This window comes from Janthinobacterium algoris (genome assembly GCF_051380935.1).
GTDB lineage: Bacteria > Pseudomonadota > Gammaproteobacteria > Burkholderiales > Burkholderiaceae_D > Janthinobacterium.
Window position 1 is genome coordinate 257,182 of record NZ_JBNYXZ010000009.1, and the last position, 14,426, is coordinate 271,607.

A 14,426-nucleotide genomic window follows, 5' to 3' on the forward strand; every position below is an offset into this window, starting at 1 on the left:
CCGAGCTCTTCTTTCCTCGAAAGTCACACCACATGAAAAATGCACTTACCTTCCTCGTCCTGGGCGCGGCCTTGTCCGCATGCGGCGGCGGCAGCGACAGCGTGACGCCGGAAGCACCGGTCACGCCGCCAGTCGTAGGCACGCCTCCGATCGTTCCCGCCGATAGCGTGACGGTGGCATCGGAAGCCGTGGCCAAAGAGGCAGGCCTGAACGTCATTGCCGGCGCCAGCGACGACGAAAGCGTCTATGACGTGGCCGCCGATATCGGCGACACCTGGCGCATCACCTTTGACAGGGTCAAGAAGACCTATGCCATCCGCGTCCTGTCGACGCAGTTCGGCTTGAGCGACCGCAGCGGCACGTTTACTGCATCCACCAGCGGCAATTTCACCACCTACACGGCAACGGATCTCAGCGTCACCGTCGATGCGCGCACGCGCCTTCTGTCGGGCAATATCAAATTGGGTAGCATGGTCTCGACCGTCAGCGGCACGGCGTATGCCGTCAGCGATGTCGCCAAACTGGCCGGCAGCTATATTTTTCTGGGCGCCATGCGCAATGCATCGAACGGTGCTGACCGTTTCAATCCGAAAGGCAGTCTCAAGATCGCTGCCGACGGAGCGGCCCAACTGTGCAATAGCGGTGTTTTCAATGCCCAGGGCGCCTGTTCGGCCATACCTGGCTTGCCCCAGCCGGAAAGCGCAGACCTGACCCTGGTCAAGGATGCGAAGAACGGCTTGCTCGTCGCCCGCCAGGGTGGACAGGACTTCGGCATCGTGCACGTGCATGCCGGGGACCGGGGGCTGGCGCTGTTCATCGACCGCTATAGCCGCAACCAGGAGAACGTCATGCGCGTGGGCACCATCGTGGCAGCCAAGCAGCAAAAGATCGGCAGCGAAATCAATGGCAGCTACACCTGTGCGGCGCAGGGCATCAGCGCGAACATCGTGATTGCCGGCGGCACCGCCACCCTGACGAATAACACGACCGGCAAGGCGCATGCGGAAACCATCACCGTCAACAAGCTGGGCCTGGGCGCGCAAGCTGTCGATTTCGATGGCATCGCCGTGTTCAAGGACCCTGCCGATGTGCCAGCCGACTATTCGATGTTCATGCCCGTGTCGTCGAGCATGGCAATCGAGTTTTCGACCGACCGCTCGTACATGGGCATGTGCCTTAAAAAATAGTCGCTAGCGTTTAATGTGATCCAGCGCGGCCAGCAGCGGCAGCGCCGCGTCCGCGATGCGCTCAAGACTGGCCTCGCGCAGGGCGGCGGTGTCCACCGTGTGGCCGGAGTCCAGCCCCGCCCAGCCTAGCAGCGCCGAACATGCGGCGGGCGTGTCGAACATACCGTGCAAATAGCTGCCCAGGATTTGTCCGTCGTCCGACACGGCTCCTTCCGCGCGCCCATCGATGACAAAGGCCGGCTGCGCCAGCGCCGCGCCATGCGAGACGCCCATGTGGATTTCATAGCCTGCCACAGGCGCATCGGCGGCGCCGGCAAACGCGCAGTGGCCGCGCACCTGTTCCAGCCGCTTGTCGCTTGTCAGTTCCGTCACCATCTCCAGCAATCCCAGCGCCTTTGACTCTCCCGCCGCGCCTTCCACGCCCAGCGGATCGCACACGCTTTGCCCCAGCATCTGGAAGCCGCCGCAGATGCCGAGTACCTTGCCGCCATAGCGCAGGTGTTTCGCCAGGTAAGCGGGCCAGCCCTCTTGCTGCAGCCAGGCCAGGTCGCCGCGCGTGTTCTTGCTGCCGGGCAGTATCACCAGATCCGCCGGCGGAATCGCTTGTCCCTGTTGGATGAATTGCAGGTCGATATCGGGGTGGGCGCGCAGCGCGTCGACATCCGTGTGGTTGCTGATGCGCGGCAGTTGCGGCACCACCACCTTGAAGGCGCCGCGTTCTGCCTGCGTGGCTTCCACGGCGTCTTCCGCATCGAGGAACAAGCCTTGCAGATAGGGCAGCACGGCCAGCACGGGCTTGCCCGTCTGCTGTTCCAGCCAGTCGATGCCGGGTTGCAGCAAGGAGATATCTCCGCGGAAGCGGTTGATGACAAAGCCGAGGATGCGCGCGCGCTCGCTGTCGGACAGGCAGGCCAGGGTGCCGATGATGTGCGCGAAGACGCCGCCGCGGTCGATGTCGGCCACCAAAATAACGGGGCAGTCGACGGCTTCGGCAAAGCCCATGTTGGCGATGTCGCGCGCACGCAGGTTGACTTCGGCGGGGCTGCCCGCGCCTTCGACGATGACGGCGGCGTATTGCTGGCGCAAGCGCGCGAACGATTCCAGCACGGCGCCCATGGCGATGGTCTTGTATTGCTGGTAGTCGCGCGCATCCATCTCGGCGCGTACCTTGCCCTGGATGATCACCTGCGCGCCCGTGTTCGACGACGGTTTCAAAAGTACCGGGTTCATGTCCGTGTGTGGCGCAATGCCGCAGGCCAGTGCCTGCAAGGCTTGTGCGCGGCCGATTTCGCCGCCGTCCGCCGTCACGGCGCTATTCAAGGCCATGTTCTGCGGCTTGAACGGCGCCACCGACACACCGCGCCGTTTCAGCAGGCGGCACAGGGCCGCGACGACGGTGCTCTTGCCCGCGTCGGACGTCGTGCCCTGCACCATCAGGACGGGGAAGGGGCTGTTCATGCCGGCCGCTTCTGCTGATGTTGCCACTGCGCGATAATGTCGCTGATCTGGCGTAAGCCTTCCGTGATGGCGGCCGGACCGGGCGAAAGAATGTCGGGCGACTTGATCTCGAACAGCATCTGGTTTTTCACGGCGGGAATGGCATCCCATCCCGGGCGCGCCGTCAGCTGCGCCGGCTGGAACTTCTTGCCGCACCAGGTGGCGATGATGATGTCGGGCGCGCGCCGCACCACCTCCTGTGGATCGGCGATGATGCGTTCCCTGGCGCCCGGATGCACGGACAATTCCGGGAAGGCGTCCGTGCCGCCGGCGATGTCGATCAATTCCGCCGCCCAGCCGATGCCGCTCATCAGGGGATCATTCCACTCTTCAAAGTAAATCACGGGCTTGCGCGTCCAGGAGGCGGCGCGGGCCCGGGCGGCGGCAATGTCCGCGCGCAGGCTGGCGATCAGTGCGCGGCCGGCATCCTCGCGCTGCACCAGCGCGGCCAGTACGGCGATCATGCGCAGGATGCCTTCCACCGAGCGCTGGTTGAATTGGTGTACTTCGATGCCGGCCTTGACGAGGTCGCGGCAGATATCGGCCTGCATATCGCAAAAGCCGATCACGAGGTCGGGCTGGACGGCCAGGATGCGTGCCAGGTCAGCGGAGGAAAAACCGCTGATCTTGGTTTTTTCCTCGCGCGCGCGGGGCGGGCGCACGGTAAAGCCGGAAATGCCCGCGATGACGTCTTGCGCGCCCAGCGCGTACAGCGTCTCCACAGCTTCCGTCGACAAACAGGCGATGCGTTGGTAGTGGCTCATGGCGCCGCCTTGCTGGTGCGGCGCTGGCGGGCCACTCCCAGCTGCTCACACATGGCGGCCGTGCCTTCGATCATGCGCGGGCCGGCGCGGTTGAGCAGGTCGCCATTCAGGCGGAACAGGTTATTCCTGCGCACGGCCGTCATCGACGGGAAGGCGCGCCACATCGCCAGGCCGCCTTCGCTGCGTGGATCGCTCTTTTCGCTGGTGCCGAAAATGACTTCCGGGTCTTCCTGCAGCACGCCTTCCGGCGTGACGACGGGCGCCACCACCTTCATCGCGGCAAACACATTCTGGCCGCCGCACACGCGCATGGAGTCGCTGATGATGCTCGCGCCGCTCAGGGTATATAAAGGTTTGTCCCACACCTGGTAAAACACGCGCACAGGCGGACGCTGCGCATATTGCGCCGTCAAGCTGGCCAGTTTGGCGCGTAGCTGGGCGGCGGCCGGTTTGGCGACTTTTTCCGTGCCCATCAGCTGGCCCAGGCGCTCCATGCTGTCGGGGATGTCGGCCAGCTTGCGCGGCTCGCTGTGATAGATGGGCACCTTCAGCTGGCGCAGCATGGCGATCTGGCGCTCGGCGCTGCCATGCATCCAGACGACGATCAGGTCCGGCTTCATGGCGATGATGCGCTCCATGTCGTACTGTCGGTTGTCGCCCACTTGCGTGATTTTCTTTGCCGCTTCCGGGTAGTCGCTGTAGCTGACGACACCGGCGATCCTGTCGCCGCCACCGGCTGCAAACAGTAGCTCCGTGACGTGCGGCGCCAGCGCCAGAATGCGCTGCGCCGGTTTTTCCACGCTGACGGTATTGCCGTCGTCGTCGCGCACGGTGATGGCGGCATGCGCCTGCAGCGAGATCAATCCGGCCAGCAGCAGTGCGGTTTTCAAGTGGTTCATATGTGCTTCCATGCAGTGAGGGCCTGCTGCAGGCGCAGCCAGGCATGTTCGTCGGGGGGCAGGCCCAGGCGGATGCCGTGGGCCGCGTGGCGGAACAGGCGCACCCAGATGCCTGATACTGCCATGTGGCGCCAGAAGGCTTCGGCACGTTCTTCCGGCCACCATTGAAACAGTGCCGTGCCGTTGCTGGCGATGCCGTGCGCGGCCAATAACTGGCGCAGGCGGGCACCTTCGCCGCGCAGGCGCTCGCGCATCGCTTCCTGCCATTGCGTATCGCTCAAGGCGGCCAGCGCCGCCTGCTGCGCCGGGCCGCTGACAGTCCATGGGCCCAGCATGTCGGCCAGCTGTGCCAGCAACGTGGGATGAGCGGCGACAAAGCCCAGGCGCAGCCCCGCCAGGCCAAAGAATTTGCCGATGGAGCGCAGCACGATCAGGCCCGGCTGGGCCGTGTGCTGACCGAGGCTGGCTTGCGCTTCCGTGTCGCCAAACGCTTCATCGACCACCAGCCAGCCACCGCGCGCGGCCAGCTTGCCGGCCCACTCCAGTAATACCTCGGGCGCGATGCGTTCGCCCGTGGGATTGTTCGGATTGCAGATCACCAGCACATCGCAATTGTCGATGGCATCGGCCAGCTGCGCATACGCCACTTGCCGCAATTGGTGGCCGTGCTGGCCCCAGTGGTGCGCATGTTCCGCATACGAAGGTGCGGCCACCACCACGCGCGATGGTGCGCGCAGCCGGGGCAGGGCCTGGATGGCGGCCTGCGTGCCCGCGACCGGCAGCATGGCTGGCGCGTTGTAGTAAGCGCAGGCAGCGGCCGCCAGGGCCGGATCGGCTTCCGGTAGCCGGTGCCAGGCATTGGCGTTCGGTGCTGGCGCTGCATACCAGTGCGGGTTGATGCCCGTCGACAGGTCGATCCAGTCATCCAGAGGCCGTCCGTATTCACGTTCGGCGTCGCGCAGCTTGCCGCCATGTTCAAGCAAAGTATGTCCCCCGCAGGTGGTATAGCCCGGCCAGCAGCGCCACCCAGATCAGCCAAAGAACCGCCGTTTCGGCCACCAGGCGCCAGGCGCGGTCGATATCGCGCGCTTCGGCCGGGCGGCCGACGCCCAGCGGCGGGCGGCGTTCCAGCTCACCGTCATAGAAGGCGTCGCCACCGAGAGCCAGGCCCAGGGCACCGGCGCCGCTGGCCATCACGGGCCCAGCGTTCGGGCTGCCCCAGCTTGGGGCCTGGCTGCGCCAGCAGTGCCAGGCGCGCTTTTTGTCCGCCATGGTCTTGCCCAGCAAAACGTAGGACAGGGCCGTCAGGCGCGCCGGCAGGTAATTGATGATATCGTCGATGCGCGCGGCGCAGCAGCCGAACCAGTTGTAGCGCTCGTTGCGGTAGCCCCACATGGCGTCGAGGGTATTCGCCAGCCGAAATAGTACGGCGCCGGGGCCGCCCGCCACGGCAAACCAGAACAGGGTGCCGAAGACGGCGTCGTTGCCGTTTTCCAGCAGGGATTCTGTGCTGGCCTTGGCCAGGCTGGCTGCGTCGGCATTGGCCGTGTCGCGGCTGACGATGCGCGCCGTCAGCAGGCGCGCCTTGTCCAAGTCATCGATGGCCAGGGCCTCGGCGATCGGCTGGTTATGCTCGCGCAGGCTGCGCAGGCCCAGACATAGATATAGCAGGAAGACGTGGAGGGCGGCACCCGCCAGGCCGCATAGCCAGTAGGCGGCATAGCTGATCGGCAGCACGGCCAGCGCCCACGCCAGCCCGCCGCGCAGGAAACGCCCACGGCCCCGGTTCAGCAGGCGTTCGAGCGTGCTGGCGAGGCGGCCAAAGCCCACCAGCGGATGCCAGCGGCGCGTCTCGCCCAGGATCAGATCGAGCAGCACGCCAACCGTCATCAAGGCGGCCAGCATGGGCAGCGACAAGCCGCTCAGCATGTGCCGCCTTTCAGGTACAGGGGCAGGCCGGCGGCGATAAACACGGCCCGGTCGCACACGGCTGCCACGGCCTGGTTCAGGCGTCCGGCTTCATCGGTGAAGCAGCGCGAGATGGCGCCGTACGGCACGATGCCCATGCCCACTTCGTTCGATACCAGTACAAGCTCACAACTCGCGCTATCGGTATCGTCGATTTCAGCCAGCGCATACAGCAAGTGCGCACGCTCGCTGTGGAACAGTTCGGGCAGGGCGATGTCACCCACGTCCGGATACGTCTCGCCGGTGGAAAACATCAGATTCGTCAGCCATAGGGTCAGGCAGTCGACCAGCAGCAGGCGGCCGGGCCGTGCTTCCCGCAGGATGGCGTCGCCCAGGCGCAGCGGTTCTTCCAGGGTGGCCCACTCGGCCGGGCGCTGTACCCGGTGATGCGCAATGCGCGTGGCCATTTCGCCGTCGCCCGCCTGCGCGGTGGCGATGTAGATCACTTCCTTGCCCGACTCGCGGGCCAGCTTTTCCGCATAGGCGCTCTTGCCGGAACGGGCGCCGCCGAAGACCAGGGTGCGCGTCATGGCGCTGTTACCACTCGGTGCCGATTTGTGCGCCGATGCCGGCCGCGTACGCATGTTTGACGACGGCCATCTCGGTGACGGTGTCGGCGATGGCGATCAATTCGTCCGGTGCGCCGCGGCCCGTGATGACCACGTGCTGCATGGCCGGGCGTTCCAGCAGGTCGGCGATGACCTTGTGCACGTCGAGGTAGTTGTATTTGAGGGCGATATTGAGTTCGTCGAACAGCACCAGGCCGTAGCTGGGGTCGGACAGGAAGGTCTTCGCCTGTTCCCATGCGAGTTCGGCTTTTTCGATGTCGCGCTCGCGGTTTTGCGTTTCCCAGGTATAGCCTTCGCCCATCGCATGAAAGCTGATTTCATCGGGGAAGCGGCGCAGGAATTTTTCTTCGCCGGTCGACATGGCGCCCTTGATGAACTGCACCACGCCCACTTTCATGCCGTGGCCCATGGCGCGGATGGCCATGCCGAAGCCGCTCGAACTCTTGCCCTTGCCATTGCCCGTGTTGACGACGATGATGCCGATTTCCTTATCGGCCTTGGCGATGGCCGCATCGATGATGGTTTTTTTTCGTTCCATGCGCACGCGGTGGCGTTGGTTTATAGCTGCGGTATTGGCTGCGGTTTCCGCATCGACGGGTTTGTTGTCGCTCATGTTTAATCCTCTTTCGGTATGAATATCTTGCGTTTTCCGTGGGCGATGATCTCGATCGGGTGGCCCAGGTAGTCGCCCAGGATGGATGCCTGCATCACGTCGGCTACAGGACCGGCCAGCCAGCCGCCGTCGCCCATCAGCAGCAGCGCATGGGTCGAGACACTGTGCGCCAGGTTCAGGTCATGCCCCACCATCACCACGGTTTTATTCTGTTCGCGGCACAGTTTCGACAGCAGGCCCATGACGCTGACCTGGTGCGCCAGGTCCAGCGCATTAGCCGGTTCGTCCAGCAGCAGCAAGGGCGTATCCTGCGCCAGCATGGCGGCAATCGCCACGCGCTGGCGTTCGCCGCCGGACAGGCTGCGTACGTCGCGCTCGGCCAGGTGCTCCACTTCCATCGAGGCCAGCGCCGCCAGGGCGATGCGCTGGTCGTCGCTGCCTTCCCAGTAATGGTTGTCGTGATACGGGTGGCGCGCCGACAGTACGGTTTCGATGACGCGGTACGAGAACGCATCGTGGCGCGCCTGCGCCAGGAAGGCCCGTTCGCGTGCCAGTTCATCGAGCGGCCAGTCGATCAGGGCGCGGCACTGTATCGTCACGTGGCCCGCATCCGGTTCGCGCAAGCCGGCCAGGGTACGCAGCAAGGTGCTCTTGCCCGCGCCATTGCGGCCGATCACGCTCCAGCATTCGCCATCCCTGATGTGCCAGGTGAGGTTTTCCACGAGGGAGCGCGTGCCTGCCTTCAGGCCGAGTTGGTAAGTACGTATCATGTGCGGCGTAATCGGTGCAGTTGGTACAGGAAGACGGGCGCGCCTATCATGGCTGTCACCACGCCGACGGGCAGCTGCAAGGGCGCCAGCACGGTGCGCGCCAACGTGTCTGCCAGCACCAGGAAGGTGCCGCCGGCCAGCGCGGCGGCTGGTATCAACAGGCGATGATCGGGGCCGCAGGCAAAGCGCAGCGCATGCGGCACGATCAGGCCGACAAAACCCACGCTGCCGGCACTGGTGACGGCGCTGGCCGTGAGCAGGCCGGAACAGAAGAACAGACCCTTGCGCAGGGCGCCCACGCGCACGCCCAGGGTGCTGGCCGCTTCAGCGTGCAGGGCCATGATGTTCAGCGAACGCGCGCAGCGCAAGGCGAAGATCATGGCGCCGGCCAGGACCAGCCATGGCATCAGCCGCGCCGGTGCGCCGGCCAGGTCGCCGATCATCCAGAACACCATGCTGCGCAAGCGGCTTTCCGGGGCGATGGAGAGCATCAGGGTGACGATGGCCATGCAGGCCGAGGCCAGGATCACGCCCGTCAGCAGCAAGAGCGAGGCGCCGCCTTCGGCCGCCGTGCCGCCGCGCAGGTCGCGCCGGGCAAAGAAGTACAGCAGCATGGACACGCCGACGGCGCCCGCAAAGGCGGCCGCATCGACCACCCACAGCGCGCACATGAACAGCAGCGCGGCCAGCGCGCCCACGGAAGCGCCGGCGGAAATGCCCAGCACATACGGGTCGGCCAGGGGATTGCGCAGCAGCGCCTGCATCATGACGCCAGCCAGCGACAGCGCCGCGCCGGTGACAAAGGCGGTCAGCGCGCGGCCCAGGCGCAGGTCGAGCAGGGTGGCGGTAAGAGTATCGGTCTTGCCCTGCACGACATGGAACAGGGCGGAAGGCAGGTCGGCGAGCGGAATCGCGATCGAACCGATCATGCCGGAGAAAATCAGGCTGGCAACCGCGCACGCGATCAGCACCGTGAGGATCACGGTGGCGCGGTGGCGCATATTGCGGAAAAATGGGTGCATGTACTGCCTTAGGTGTAACGGGAGCGGTGCAAGTGGCTGCGGACTTCCTCAGATGCGTTGATGGGGCGTATACGAAAAATGGCCCGCATGCGGTTGCGCGTACGGGCCATTGTAATCAACTCCTGGCCGCTTTAGAAATCGTAGCGTGCCGAAAGTTTCATCTGGCGGCCATTGCTAGGATAGATGCCACCTTTGCAGCTGAATGCGTAGGTGAAGTACTGCTTGTCGGTCAGGTTCAAGGCATTGACCGCCACTTCCCAGGCGCCGAACTTGCGTGCATAGCGGGCGTCAAATGTGGTGAATGACGGGATATTGGCAGCGCAGGTATTGGCAAAATCGCTGCCATAGCGCTGGCTGTCCACCCATTGCGCGCCGATGTCCACGCTCTGGCCATCTTTCGGCACCCACGACAGGCGGGCCGACAGGGTGTTTTTCGGGATCAGTGTCAATTCCTTGCCCGAGTTGACGCCTTCGGTGAAGGTCGCTTTTACGTGCTGGTAGTGGCCGCTGACGCGCCAGTCAGTCGCGATATTCGCACTGGCATCGAGTTCGAAACCCTGGTGCTTGGTCGGATCCAGGTTGGTGTTGGCGCCCCCGCCAAATTGACCTGCCGTCGGATCATAATAGATCTCGTTGGTCAGTTTGTGGCGGAAGACGCGTGCATCGAGCTTGACGATGCTGTTGTCGTAGGTTGCGCCCAGTTCCAGGTCGTGCGAGGTCTGGCCTTGCAATGGTTTGTTAGCGATAGGGGTGAAGCCATTTTCATCGGCATTTGCGACGCGATAGCTCTGGCCCGCCTTGGCGTACAGATTTACCTGCGGCACGACATCGAAACTGCCTTGCAGGTCCCAGGCATTGAAGTTTTGCTTGATTTTGTAGGTGGCTGTGGTGAACGGTGCTGGATCCACGGAGTCCTTGTCGAAAGTCTCATGGCGCACGCCGGCGGCAACGCGGAAGTTTTGCGGGCTCGCGAATTTCAGCTCATCGCGCACATAGAATGCCTGCGATTTCTGCTTTGCCTTGGCTTGGGAATACGAAGCGTCAACCGCCAGGTCCCACTTGATGAAGTCGGCGCCAGCGACGATTTCATTGAGCATACCGTTGAGCTGGCCTAGGTGACGTAGACGCGGCGAGAACTGGTTTTGTTTGACCTTGCGTTCCGATGCGGAAGGACCGAAACTGCTGAAATAGGTGGACTTGGCCGTCTTTTCACGGTGCGACAGCTCGGCTGCCAGATCAACGGCACCCAGGCGGCCTTCGGCGAATGCGGTGTAGCGGTCGCTGTCGACTGAACCGAAATCTTTCAGTTTCTTCGCCTGACGCGGATTGTCTTCAAACTGGGCCAATGTTATCGAGCCAGGAAAGCGGCTATCCTGACGCGTGGAGTCGATACGCACACCTGCGCGGACGTTCTTGTCCTGCCATTGCGCGCCGCCGCCGAAGTTGGTTTGCTTGTATTCGTTATTATCACGATAGTTGTCGGTTTCCTGCTTGCCGACAGCGGCATCGAGAGTGACGTTATTCCAGGTCTGGGCTACGGAGCCGCGCACTTCGCGCTGGCCCAGTTGGCCCACTTCGGCGAAGACCGTACCGCGGCCAGCCTGCTTGCCTGGACGTTTGGTGACGATATTGATTACGCCGCCCGTCGCACCGTCGCCGTACAGGACGCTGCTGCCGCCGCGTGTGATTTCGATGCGTTCGACGCTATCGATGGGAATGCTGGCCAAGACTGGATCGGTCAGTTCATTTTCCGACAGGCGTACGCCGTCGAGGACCACGACCATGTTCTGGCTGGCGGTGGCACCGAAGCCACGTAGGTCGAGGGTAAAGTCAGGGCTGCCGGTGAGGCTTTGACGACCATACACGCCTCCGATCTTGCGGATGGCCTGGTTCACATCCGTGACGCCCGCGCGGCGGATTTCATCGGCCGTGATGACGGTGGCGCCGATCGGCTGCAGTGCGGGGTCGCTGTTGAAGCGGGAGCCCGTGACGACGATCTGGTCCAGCGTTTTGCCACCGGTTTGCGCGAAGGCGGGAGTGGCGGCGATGAAGCACAGGGAAATGGCGGAAAACAGGGCGCGCGGCGCCATTGCCGGCGCGCGGCGGTGTAATACGGGAGCAGTCATGATATCGTTTTCTTCGGAAAAAGCACCCGGCTCGCGTCCCCGCAAGCCAGATTCAACGGAAGGCGCGGCACCCGGCAAGGCCCGCACTTCCACCTGTCCTGGCCGGTATCCGGGCTGGCAAGTACGGCTATCCTACCTTCCCATGCTCGATGATTGCAAGCACAGTGGTTGTCAGAGATAGCTTGTCGCCCGCTTCCTGTAGAGAGAGGCGACACTTGCTTACCGTTGCGGGGGCAGCACACGCTCGCCGCGATCGCGGCATCGTGTTTCCCGTTTAACTGCGCTCATGGACATGAGCGCGGGCACCAAAACCCCGCCATTATACGTGTAGCAGGCATGGACTGAAATGGCTGGCTGGACGATTAGATATCAGAAATCGACGACGACGGTCGCACCGTAGGCGATTTTGTGGGCGGAACGGGCGGCCAGCAGGGCCGTTTCTTCCAATGACAGCCGGGCTTGCAGTGCCGACAGCAGGCGGATGGTGCCTGCATGGCAGATGATGACGACCGTTTCGTGTTGTTCGCGCAACAGATCGCCTAAAAACGCATCGACGCGGGCGGCCATCGCCAGCACATTCTCGCCTCCGCCGGGGCGGTACCAGGCCAGGTCGGCCGCCCAGGCATCGATTTCCGTGCGCGCAATCGCGTGCCAGGGCTGCATTTCCCACGCGCCGAAATCCATCTCCGCCAGCCGCGCGTCGAAGTGCAAGTCGCAGGAAGGCAAGTCCTGCGCCAATGCTGTCGCCAGGCCGGCGCAGCGGCGCAGCGGACTGGCGTAGAGCGGCACACCGGCCGGCAAAGTCGCTTGCAGGCTGGCGCGCACCGTGGCCATTTCGTGCGGCGCCACTGCCACGTCGCTGCGGCCATAGCAGGTGTCGCTGGTGACCTGCGGTGCGGGGTGGCGAACGAGGATCAGGCGCATGTTTGCTTAGTAAAAGTGCAATGGAGGCTGAAAGCTGGAGAGGATGGCCAGATAGATCGCCACTTCAGCCAGTTGCTGCACGGCGCCCAGGCAGTCGCCTGTGTAGCCTTGCAGGCGGCGCTGACATTTGCGGCCCAGCCAGAATGCGGCCGCCGCCGCCGCCACGATGGCAAAGGCCAGCGTGGCCCAGTTAAGTATCCCCAGCACGCCGCAGGCGATGGCGGGCAATAGGCCGCAGGTAGCTGCGATGATGAATTCAGCGGTGCTCATTTCCTGCGCCATCGGCTTGGCCTTGCCGTCGTCGCGCGCATAGTCCATGAGCCAGATCAGCGAAACGGCGGCCAGGCGCGAGAGCGGATGGGCGATGAGTAATGTCGCCACCACCGTGGCAGGCGGCAGCGATGCGAGCGCCGCACATTTGATGGCCAGCAGGCAGAGGATGCCGATGGCGCCATATGCGCCGATGCGCGAATCCTTCATGATTTCCAGGACCCGCTCACGCGTCATTCCACCGCCAAAGCCATCGCACATGTCGGCGAAGCCGTCTTCATGGAAGGCGCCCGTCAGGTAAATGCCGGCGGCAACGGCCAATAGCACGGCCACCGCTGAAGGCAGGAGCCAGCTGGCAAGCAGATACACGGCGCCACTGATGGCCGCCACCACCACGCCGACCAGCGGAAAGTAGCGCGAGGCGTGCTGCAGCCAAGCCGGCTCGAAACCCACCCAGCGCGGGATCGGCAGGCGCGTGAAGAACTGCAGCGCAATGAAGAAGAGGCGGCACTGATGGACTGCGACAGAAGCGGGATTGGTCATGGTCTTAGTCTGGCGTGGACTTTTCGCTGACCTGGGCCGAGGCGAAGGTGGCCATCTCGCGCATGAAGTTGACGGCTGCGTGCAGCAGCGGCAAGGCCAGCGCCGCACCCGTGCCTTCACCGAGGCGCAAATCGAGATGCAGCAGCGGACGTGCTCCCAGGCTAGCCAGCAACTGGCGATGACCGTTTTCATCGGAGCAGTGCGAAAACACGCAGTAATCGAGGATGGCCGGCTGCAAACGGGCCGCCACCAGCAGGGCGCTGCTGACGATGAAGCCATCGATCAGCAAAATCATGCGCCGTTCGGCTGCTTTGAGCATGGCGCCGGCCATCATGGCGATTTCGAAGCCGCCGAAGGTGGCCAATACGTCGAGTGGCTCATGGGCCGCCGCATGATGCGCGACAGCCGCTTCGATCACCTGCTGTTTGTGCAATATGCCTTCCCTTGACAGACCGGTGCCGGCGCCCACGCAGTCGGCGACCGGTATTTGCGTCAGCTTGTGCATCAGTGCGGCGGCAGCGGTGGTGTTGCCGATGCCCATTTCGCCTAAGCCCAACACATTGCCGTCCAAGGTGGCCACCAAGTCCATCCCTGCCTGCATGGCGGCCAGACATTGCTCCTGGCTCATGGCGGGTTCTTTGGCAAAGTTGCGGGTGCCGGGACCCTGCTTGCGGTCAAGCAAGCCGTCGCGCGCGCCGAAGTCATGGTTCACGCCGGCGTCCACTATATATAAGGCGCAATTGTTCTGGCGGGCAAAGACATTGATGGCGGCGCCGTCACCGAGGAAGTTTTCTACCATTTGCCAGGTCACGCTTTGTGGATAAGCGGAAATGCCTTCGGCGACGACGCCATGATCGGCCGCAAAAACGATGATGGCAGGTTGGTGCAATGCCAGTTGCGTGCTTAGCTGGATCAGGCCGATCTGATGGGCCAGGGTTTCCAGTAGGCCCAGGCTGCCCAGCGGCTTGGTCTTGCTATTGATGGCATGTTCGAGCGCGCTGGCCAGGGCGGGATGGGCGGTGGGGCAGATGTGTGGAATAGGCATGGGAGTCAAGGTGGATGCGGCAGGGTATTGCCAGCGCTACGATATCACACAGCAATATTTGCTCAGCTGCAAAATAGCCCTTGCGGGGCATGCGGTGCAGGGCTATAATTCGCCCCTCGCTGAACGACGCATGCAAATGCCGAGTAAAGCAGGGTGAAAAAGAAGGTTGACGAAATGCTGCAAACGCTTCATACTCTTCCTTCTTCGCAGCTGACAAACACAACGCTTT

Annotated in this window: 14 protein-coding genes and 1 riboswitch; of the genes, 1 reads left to right on the forward strand and 13 read right to left on the reverse strand. The window is 63.6% G+C overall.

Annotated features, from left to right (window positions below):
* The first annotated feature begins 32 nt into the window (after positions 1–32).
* Positions 33–1,187, forward strand: a complete 1,155-nt coding sequence (locus tag ACQ4W7_RS15825; RefSeq protein WP_436531618.1) for a hypothetical protein — start codon at positions 33–35, stop codon at positions 1,185–1,187.
* A gap of 3 nt (positions 1,188–1,190) precedes the next feature.
* Here ACQ4W7_RS15825 and ACQ4W7_RS15830 read toward each other — a convergent pair whose 3' ends face one another.
* The 13 genes from ACQ4W7_RS15830 to cobT form a co-directional block, all read right to left on the reverse strand.
* Positions 1,191–2,645: a cobyric acid synthase gene (locus ACQ4W7_RS15830; protein ID WP_436531620.1), complete on the reverse strand. Its 1,455-nt coding sequence runs from the start codon at positions 2,643–2,645 to the stop codon at positions 1,191–1,193.
* Complete coding sequence (locus tag ACQ4W7_RS15835) at positions 2,642–3,448, reverse strand: ABC transporter substrate-binding protein (protein ID WP_436531622.1); 807 nt, start codon at positions 3,446–3,448, stop codon at positions 2,642–2,644. Before ACQ4W7_RS15835 ends, ACQ4W7_RS15830 begins: the two co-directional genes overlap by 4 nt.
* Entirely contained in the window at positions 3,445–4,347 is a 903-nt protein-coding gene (locus tag ACQ4W7_RS15840) for a cobalamin-binding protein (RefSeq protein ID WP_436531624.1), read from the reverse strand. The genes ACQ4W7_RS15835 and ACQ4W7_RS15840 overlap by 4 nt, the downstream gene beginning before the upstream one ends.
* Positions 4,344–5,330 carry a threonine-phosphate decarboxylase CobD gene (cobD, locus tag ACQ4W7_RS15845; RefSeq protein ID WP_436531626.1) on the reverse strand — a complete coding sequence of 329 codons (987 nt, stop codon included), beginning with the start codon at positions 5,328–5,330 and terminating at the stop codon, positions 4,344–4,346. Before cobD ends, ACQ4W7_RS15840 begins: the two co-directional genes overlap by 4 nt.
* Positions 5,323–6,276 carry an adenosylcobinamide-phosphate synthase CbiB gene (cbiB, locus tag ACQ4W7_RS15850; RefSeq protein WP_436531628.1) on the reverse strand — a complete coding sequence of 318 codons (954 nt, stop codon included), beginning with the start codon at positions 6,274–6,276 and terminating at the stop codon, positions 5,323–5,325. The genes cobD and cbiB overlap by 8 nt, the downstream gene beginning before the upstream one ends.
* A complete protein-coding gene (gene cobU / locus ACQ4W7_RS15855; RefSeq protein WP_436531630.1) occupies positions 6,270–6,845 on the reverse strand; it encodes a bifunctional adenosylcobinamide kinase/adenosylcobinamide-phosphate guanylyltransferase in 576 nt (191 codons plus the stop codon). The genes cbiB and cobU overlap by 7 nt, the downstream gene beginning before the upstream one ends.
* A gap of 7 nt (positions 6,846–6,852) precedes the next feature.
* A complete protein-coding gene (gene cobO / locus ACQ4W7_RS15860; RefSeq protein ID WP_436531632.1) occupies positions 6,853–7,497 on the reverse strand; it encodes a cob(I)yrinic acid a,c-diamide adenosyltransferase in 645 nt (214 codons plus the stop codon).
* A gap of 2 nt (positions 7,498–7,499) precedes the next feature.
* Positions 7,500–8,267, reverse strand: coding sequence for an ABC transporter ATP-binding protein (locus ACQ4W7_RS15865; protein ID WP_426074572.1), 768 nt, complete (start codon positions 8,265–8,267; stop codon positions 7,500–7,502).
* Entirely contained in the window at positions 8,264–9,289 is a 1,026-nt protein-coding gene (locus ACQ4W7_RS15870) for a FecCD family ABC transporter permease (protein WP_436531634.1), read from the reverse strand. Before ACQ4W7_RS15870 ends, ACQ4W7_RS15865 begins: the two co-directional genes overlap by 4 nt.
* A gap of 131 nt (positions 9,290–9,420) precedes the next feature.
* A complete protein-coding gene (locus tag ACQ4W7_RS15875; protein WP_436531636.1) occupies positions 9,421–11,415 on the reverse strand; it encodes a TonB-dependent receptor in 1,995 nt (664 codons plus the stop codon).
* A gap of 83 nt (positions 11,416–11,498) precedes the next feature.
* A riboswitch (cobalamin riboswitch) is annotated at positions 11,499–11,740 on the reverse strand.
* Positions 11,741–11,784: 44 nt separating this feature from the next.
* Positions 11,785–12,339: a histidine phosphatase family protein gene (locus tag ACQ4W7_RS15880; RefSeq protein WP_436531638.1), complete on the reverse strand. Its 555-nt coding sequence runs from the start codon at positions 12,337–12,339 to the stop codon at positions 11,785–11,787.
* Positions 12,340–12,345: 6 nt separating this feature from the next.
* Positions 12,346–13,152, reverse strand: a complete 807-nt coding sequence (locus tag ACQ4W7_RS15885; RefSeq protein ID WP_436531640.1) for an adenosylcobinamide-GDP ribazoletransferase — start codon at positions 13,150–13,152, stop codon at positions 12,346–12,348.
* Positions 13,153–13,156: 4 nt separating this feature from the next.
* Positions 13,157–14,197, reverse strand: coding sequence for a nicotinate-nucleotide--dimethylbenzimidazole phosphoribosyltransferase (cobT, locus tag ACQ4W7_RS15890; RefSeq protein WP_436531642.1), 1,041 nt, complete (start codon positions 14,195–14,197; stop codon positions 13,157–13,159).
* Positions 14,198–14,426: the final 229 nt, after the last annotated feature.

Bases quoted from the DNA above. Each gene is read 5' to 3' on its own strand.
- ACQ4W7_RS15825 (WP_436531618.1), top strand. From the start codon at position 33: ATGAAAAATGCACTTACCTTCCTCGTCCTGGGCGCGGCCTTGTCCGCA.
- ACQ4W7_RS15830 (WP_436531620.1), bottom strand. From the start codon at position 2,645: ATGAACAGCCCCTTCCCCGTCCTGATGGTGCAGGGCACGACGTCCGAC.
- ACQ4W7_RS15835 (WP_436531622.1), bottom strand. From the start codon at position 3,448: ATGAGCCACTACCAACGCATCGCCTGTTTGTCGACGGAAGCTGTGGAG.
- ACQ4W7_RS15840 (WP_436531624.1), bottom strand. From the start codon at position 4,347: ATGAACCACTTGAAAACCGCACTGCTGCTGGCCGGATTGATCTCGCTG.
- cbiB (WP_436531628.1), bottom strand. From the start codon at position 6,276: ATGCTGAGCGGCTTGTCGCTGCCCATGCTGGCCGCCTTGATGACGGTT.
- cobU (WP_436531630.1), bottom strand. From the start codon at position 6,845: ATGACGCGCACCCTGGTCTTCGGCGGCGCCCGTTCCGGCAAGAGCGCC.
- cobO (WP_436531632.1), bottom strand. From the start codon at position 7,497: ATGAGCGACAACAAACCCGTCGATGCGGAAACCGCAGCCAATACCGCA.
- ACQ4W7_RS15865 (WP_426074572.1), bottom strand. From the start codon at position 8,267: ATGATACGTACTTACCAACTCGGCCTGAAGGCAGGCACGCGCTCCCTC.
- ACQ4W7_RS15870 (WP_436531634.1), bottom strand. From the start codon at position 9,289: ATGCACCCATTTTTCCGCAATATGCGCCACCGCGCCACCGTGATCCTC.
- ACQ4W7_RS15875 (WP_436531636.1), bottom strand. From the start codon at position 11,415: ATGACTGCTCCCGTATTACACCGCCGCGCGCCGGCAATGGCGCCGCGC.
- ACQ4W7_RS15880 (WP_436531638.1), bottom strand. From the start codon at position 12,339: ATGCGCCTGATCCTCGTTCGCCACCCCGCACCGCAGGTCACCAGCGAC.
- ACQ4W7_RS15885 (WP_436531640.1), bottom strand. From the start codon at position 13,152: ATGACCAATCCCGCTTCTGTCGCAGTCCATCAGTGCCGCCTCTTCTTC.
- cobT (WP_436531642.1), bottom strand. From the start codon at position 14,197: ATGCCTATTCCACACATCTGCCCCACCGCCCATCCCGCCCTGGCCAGC.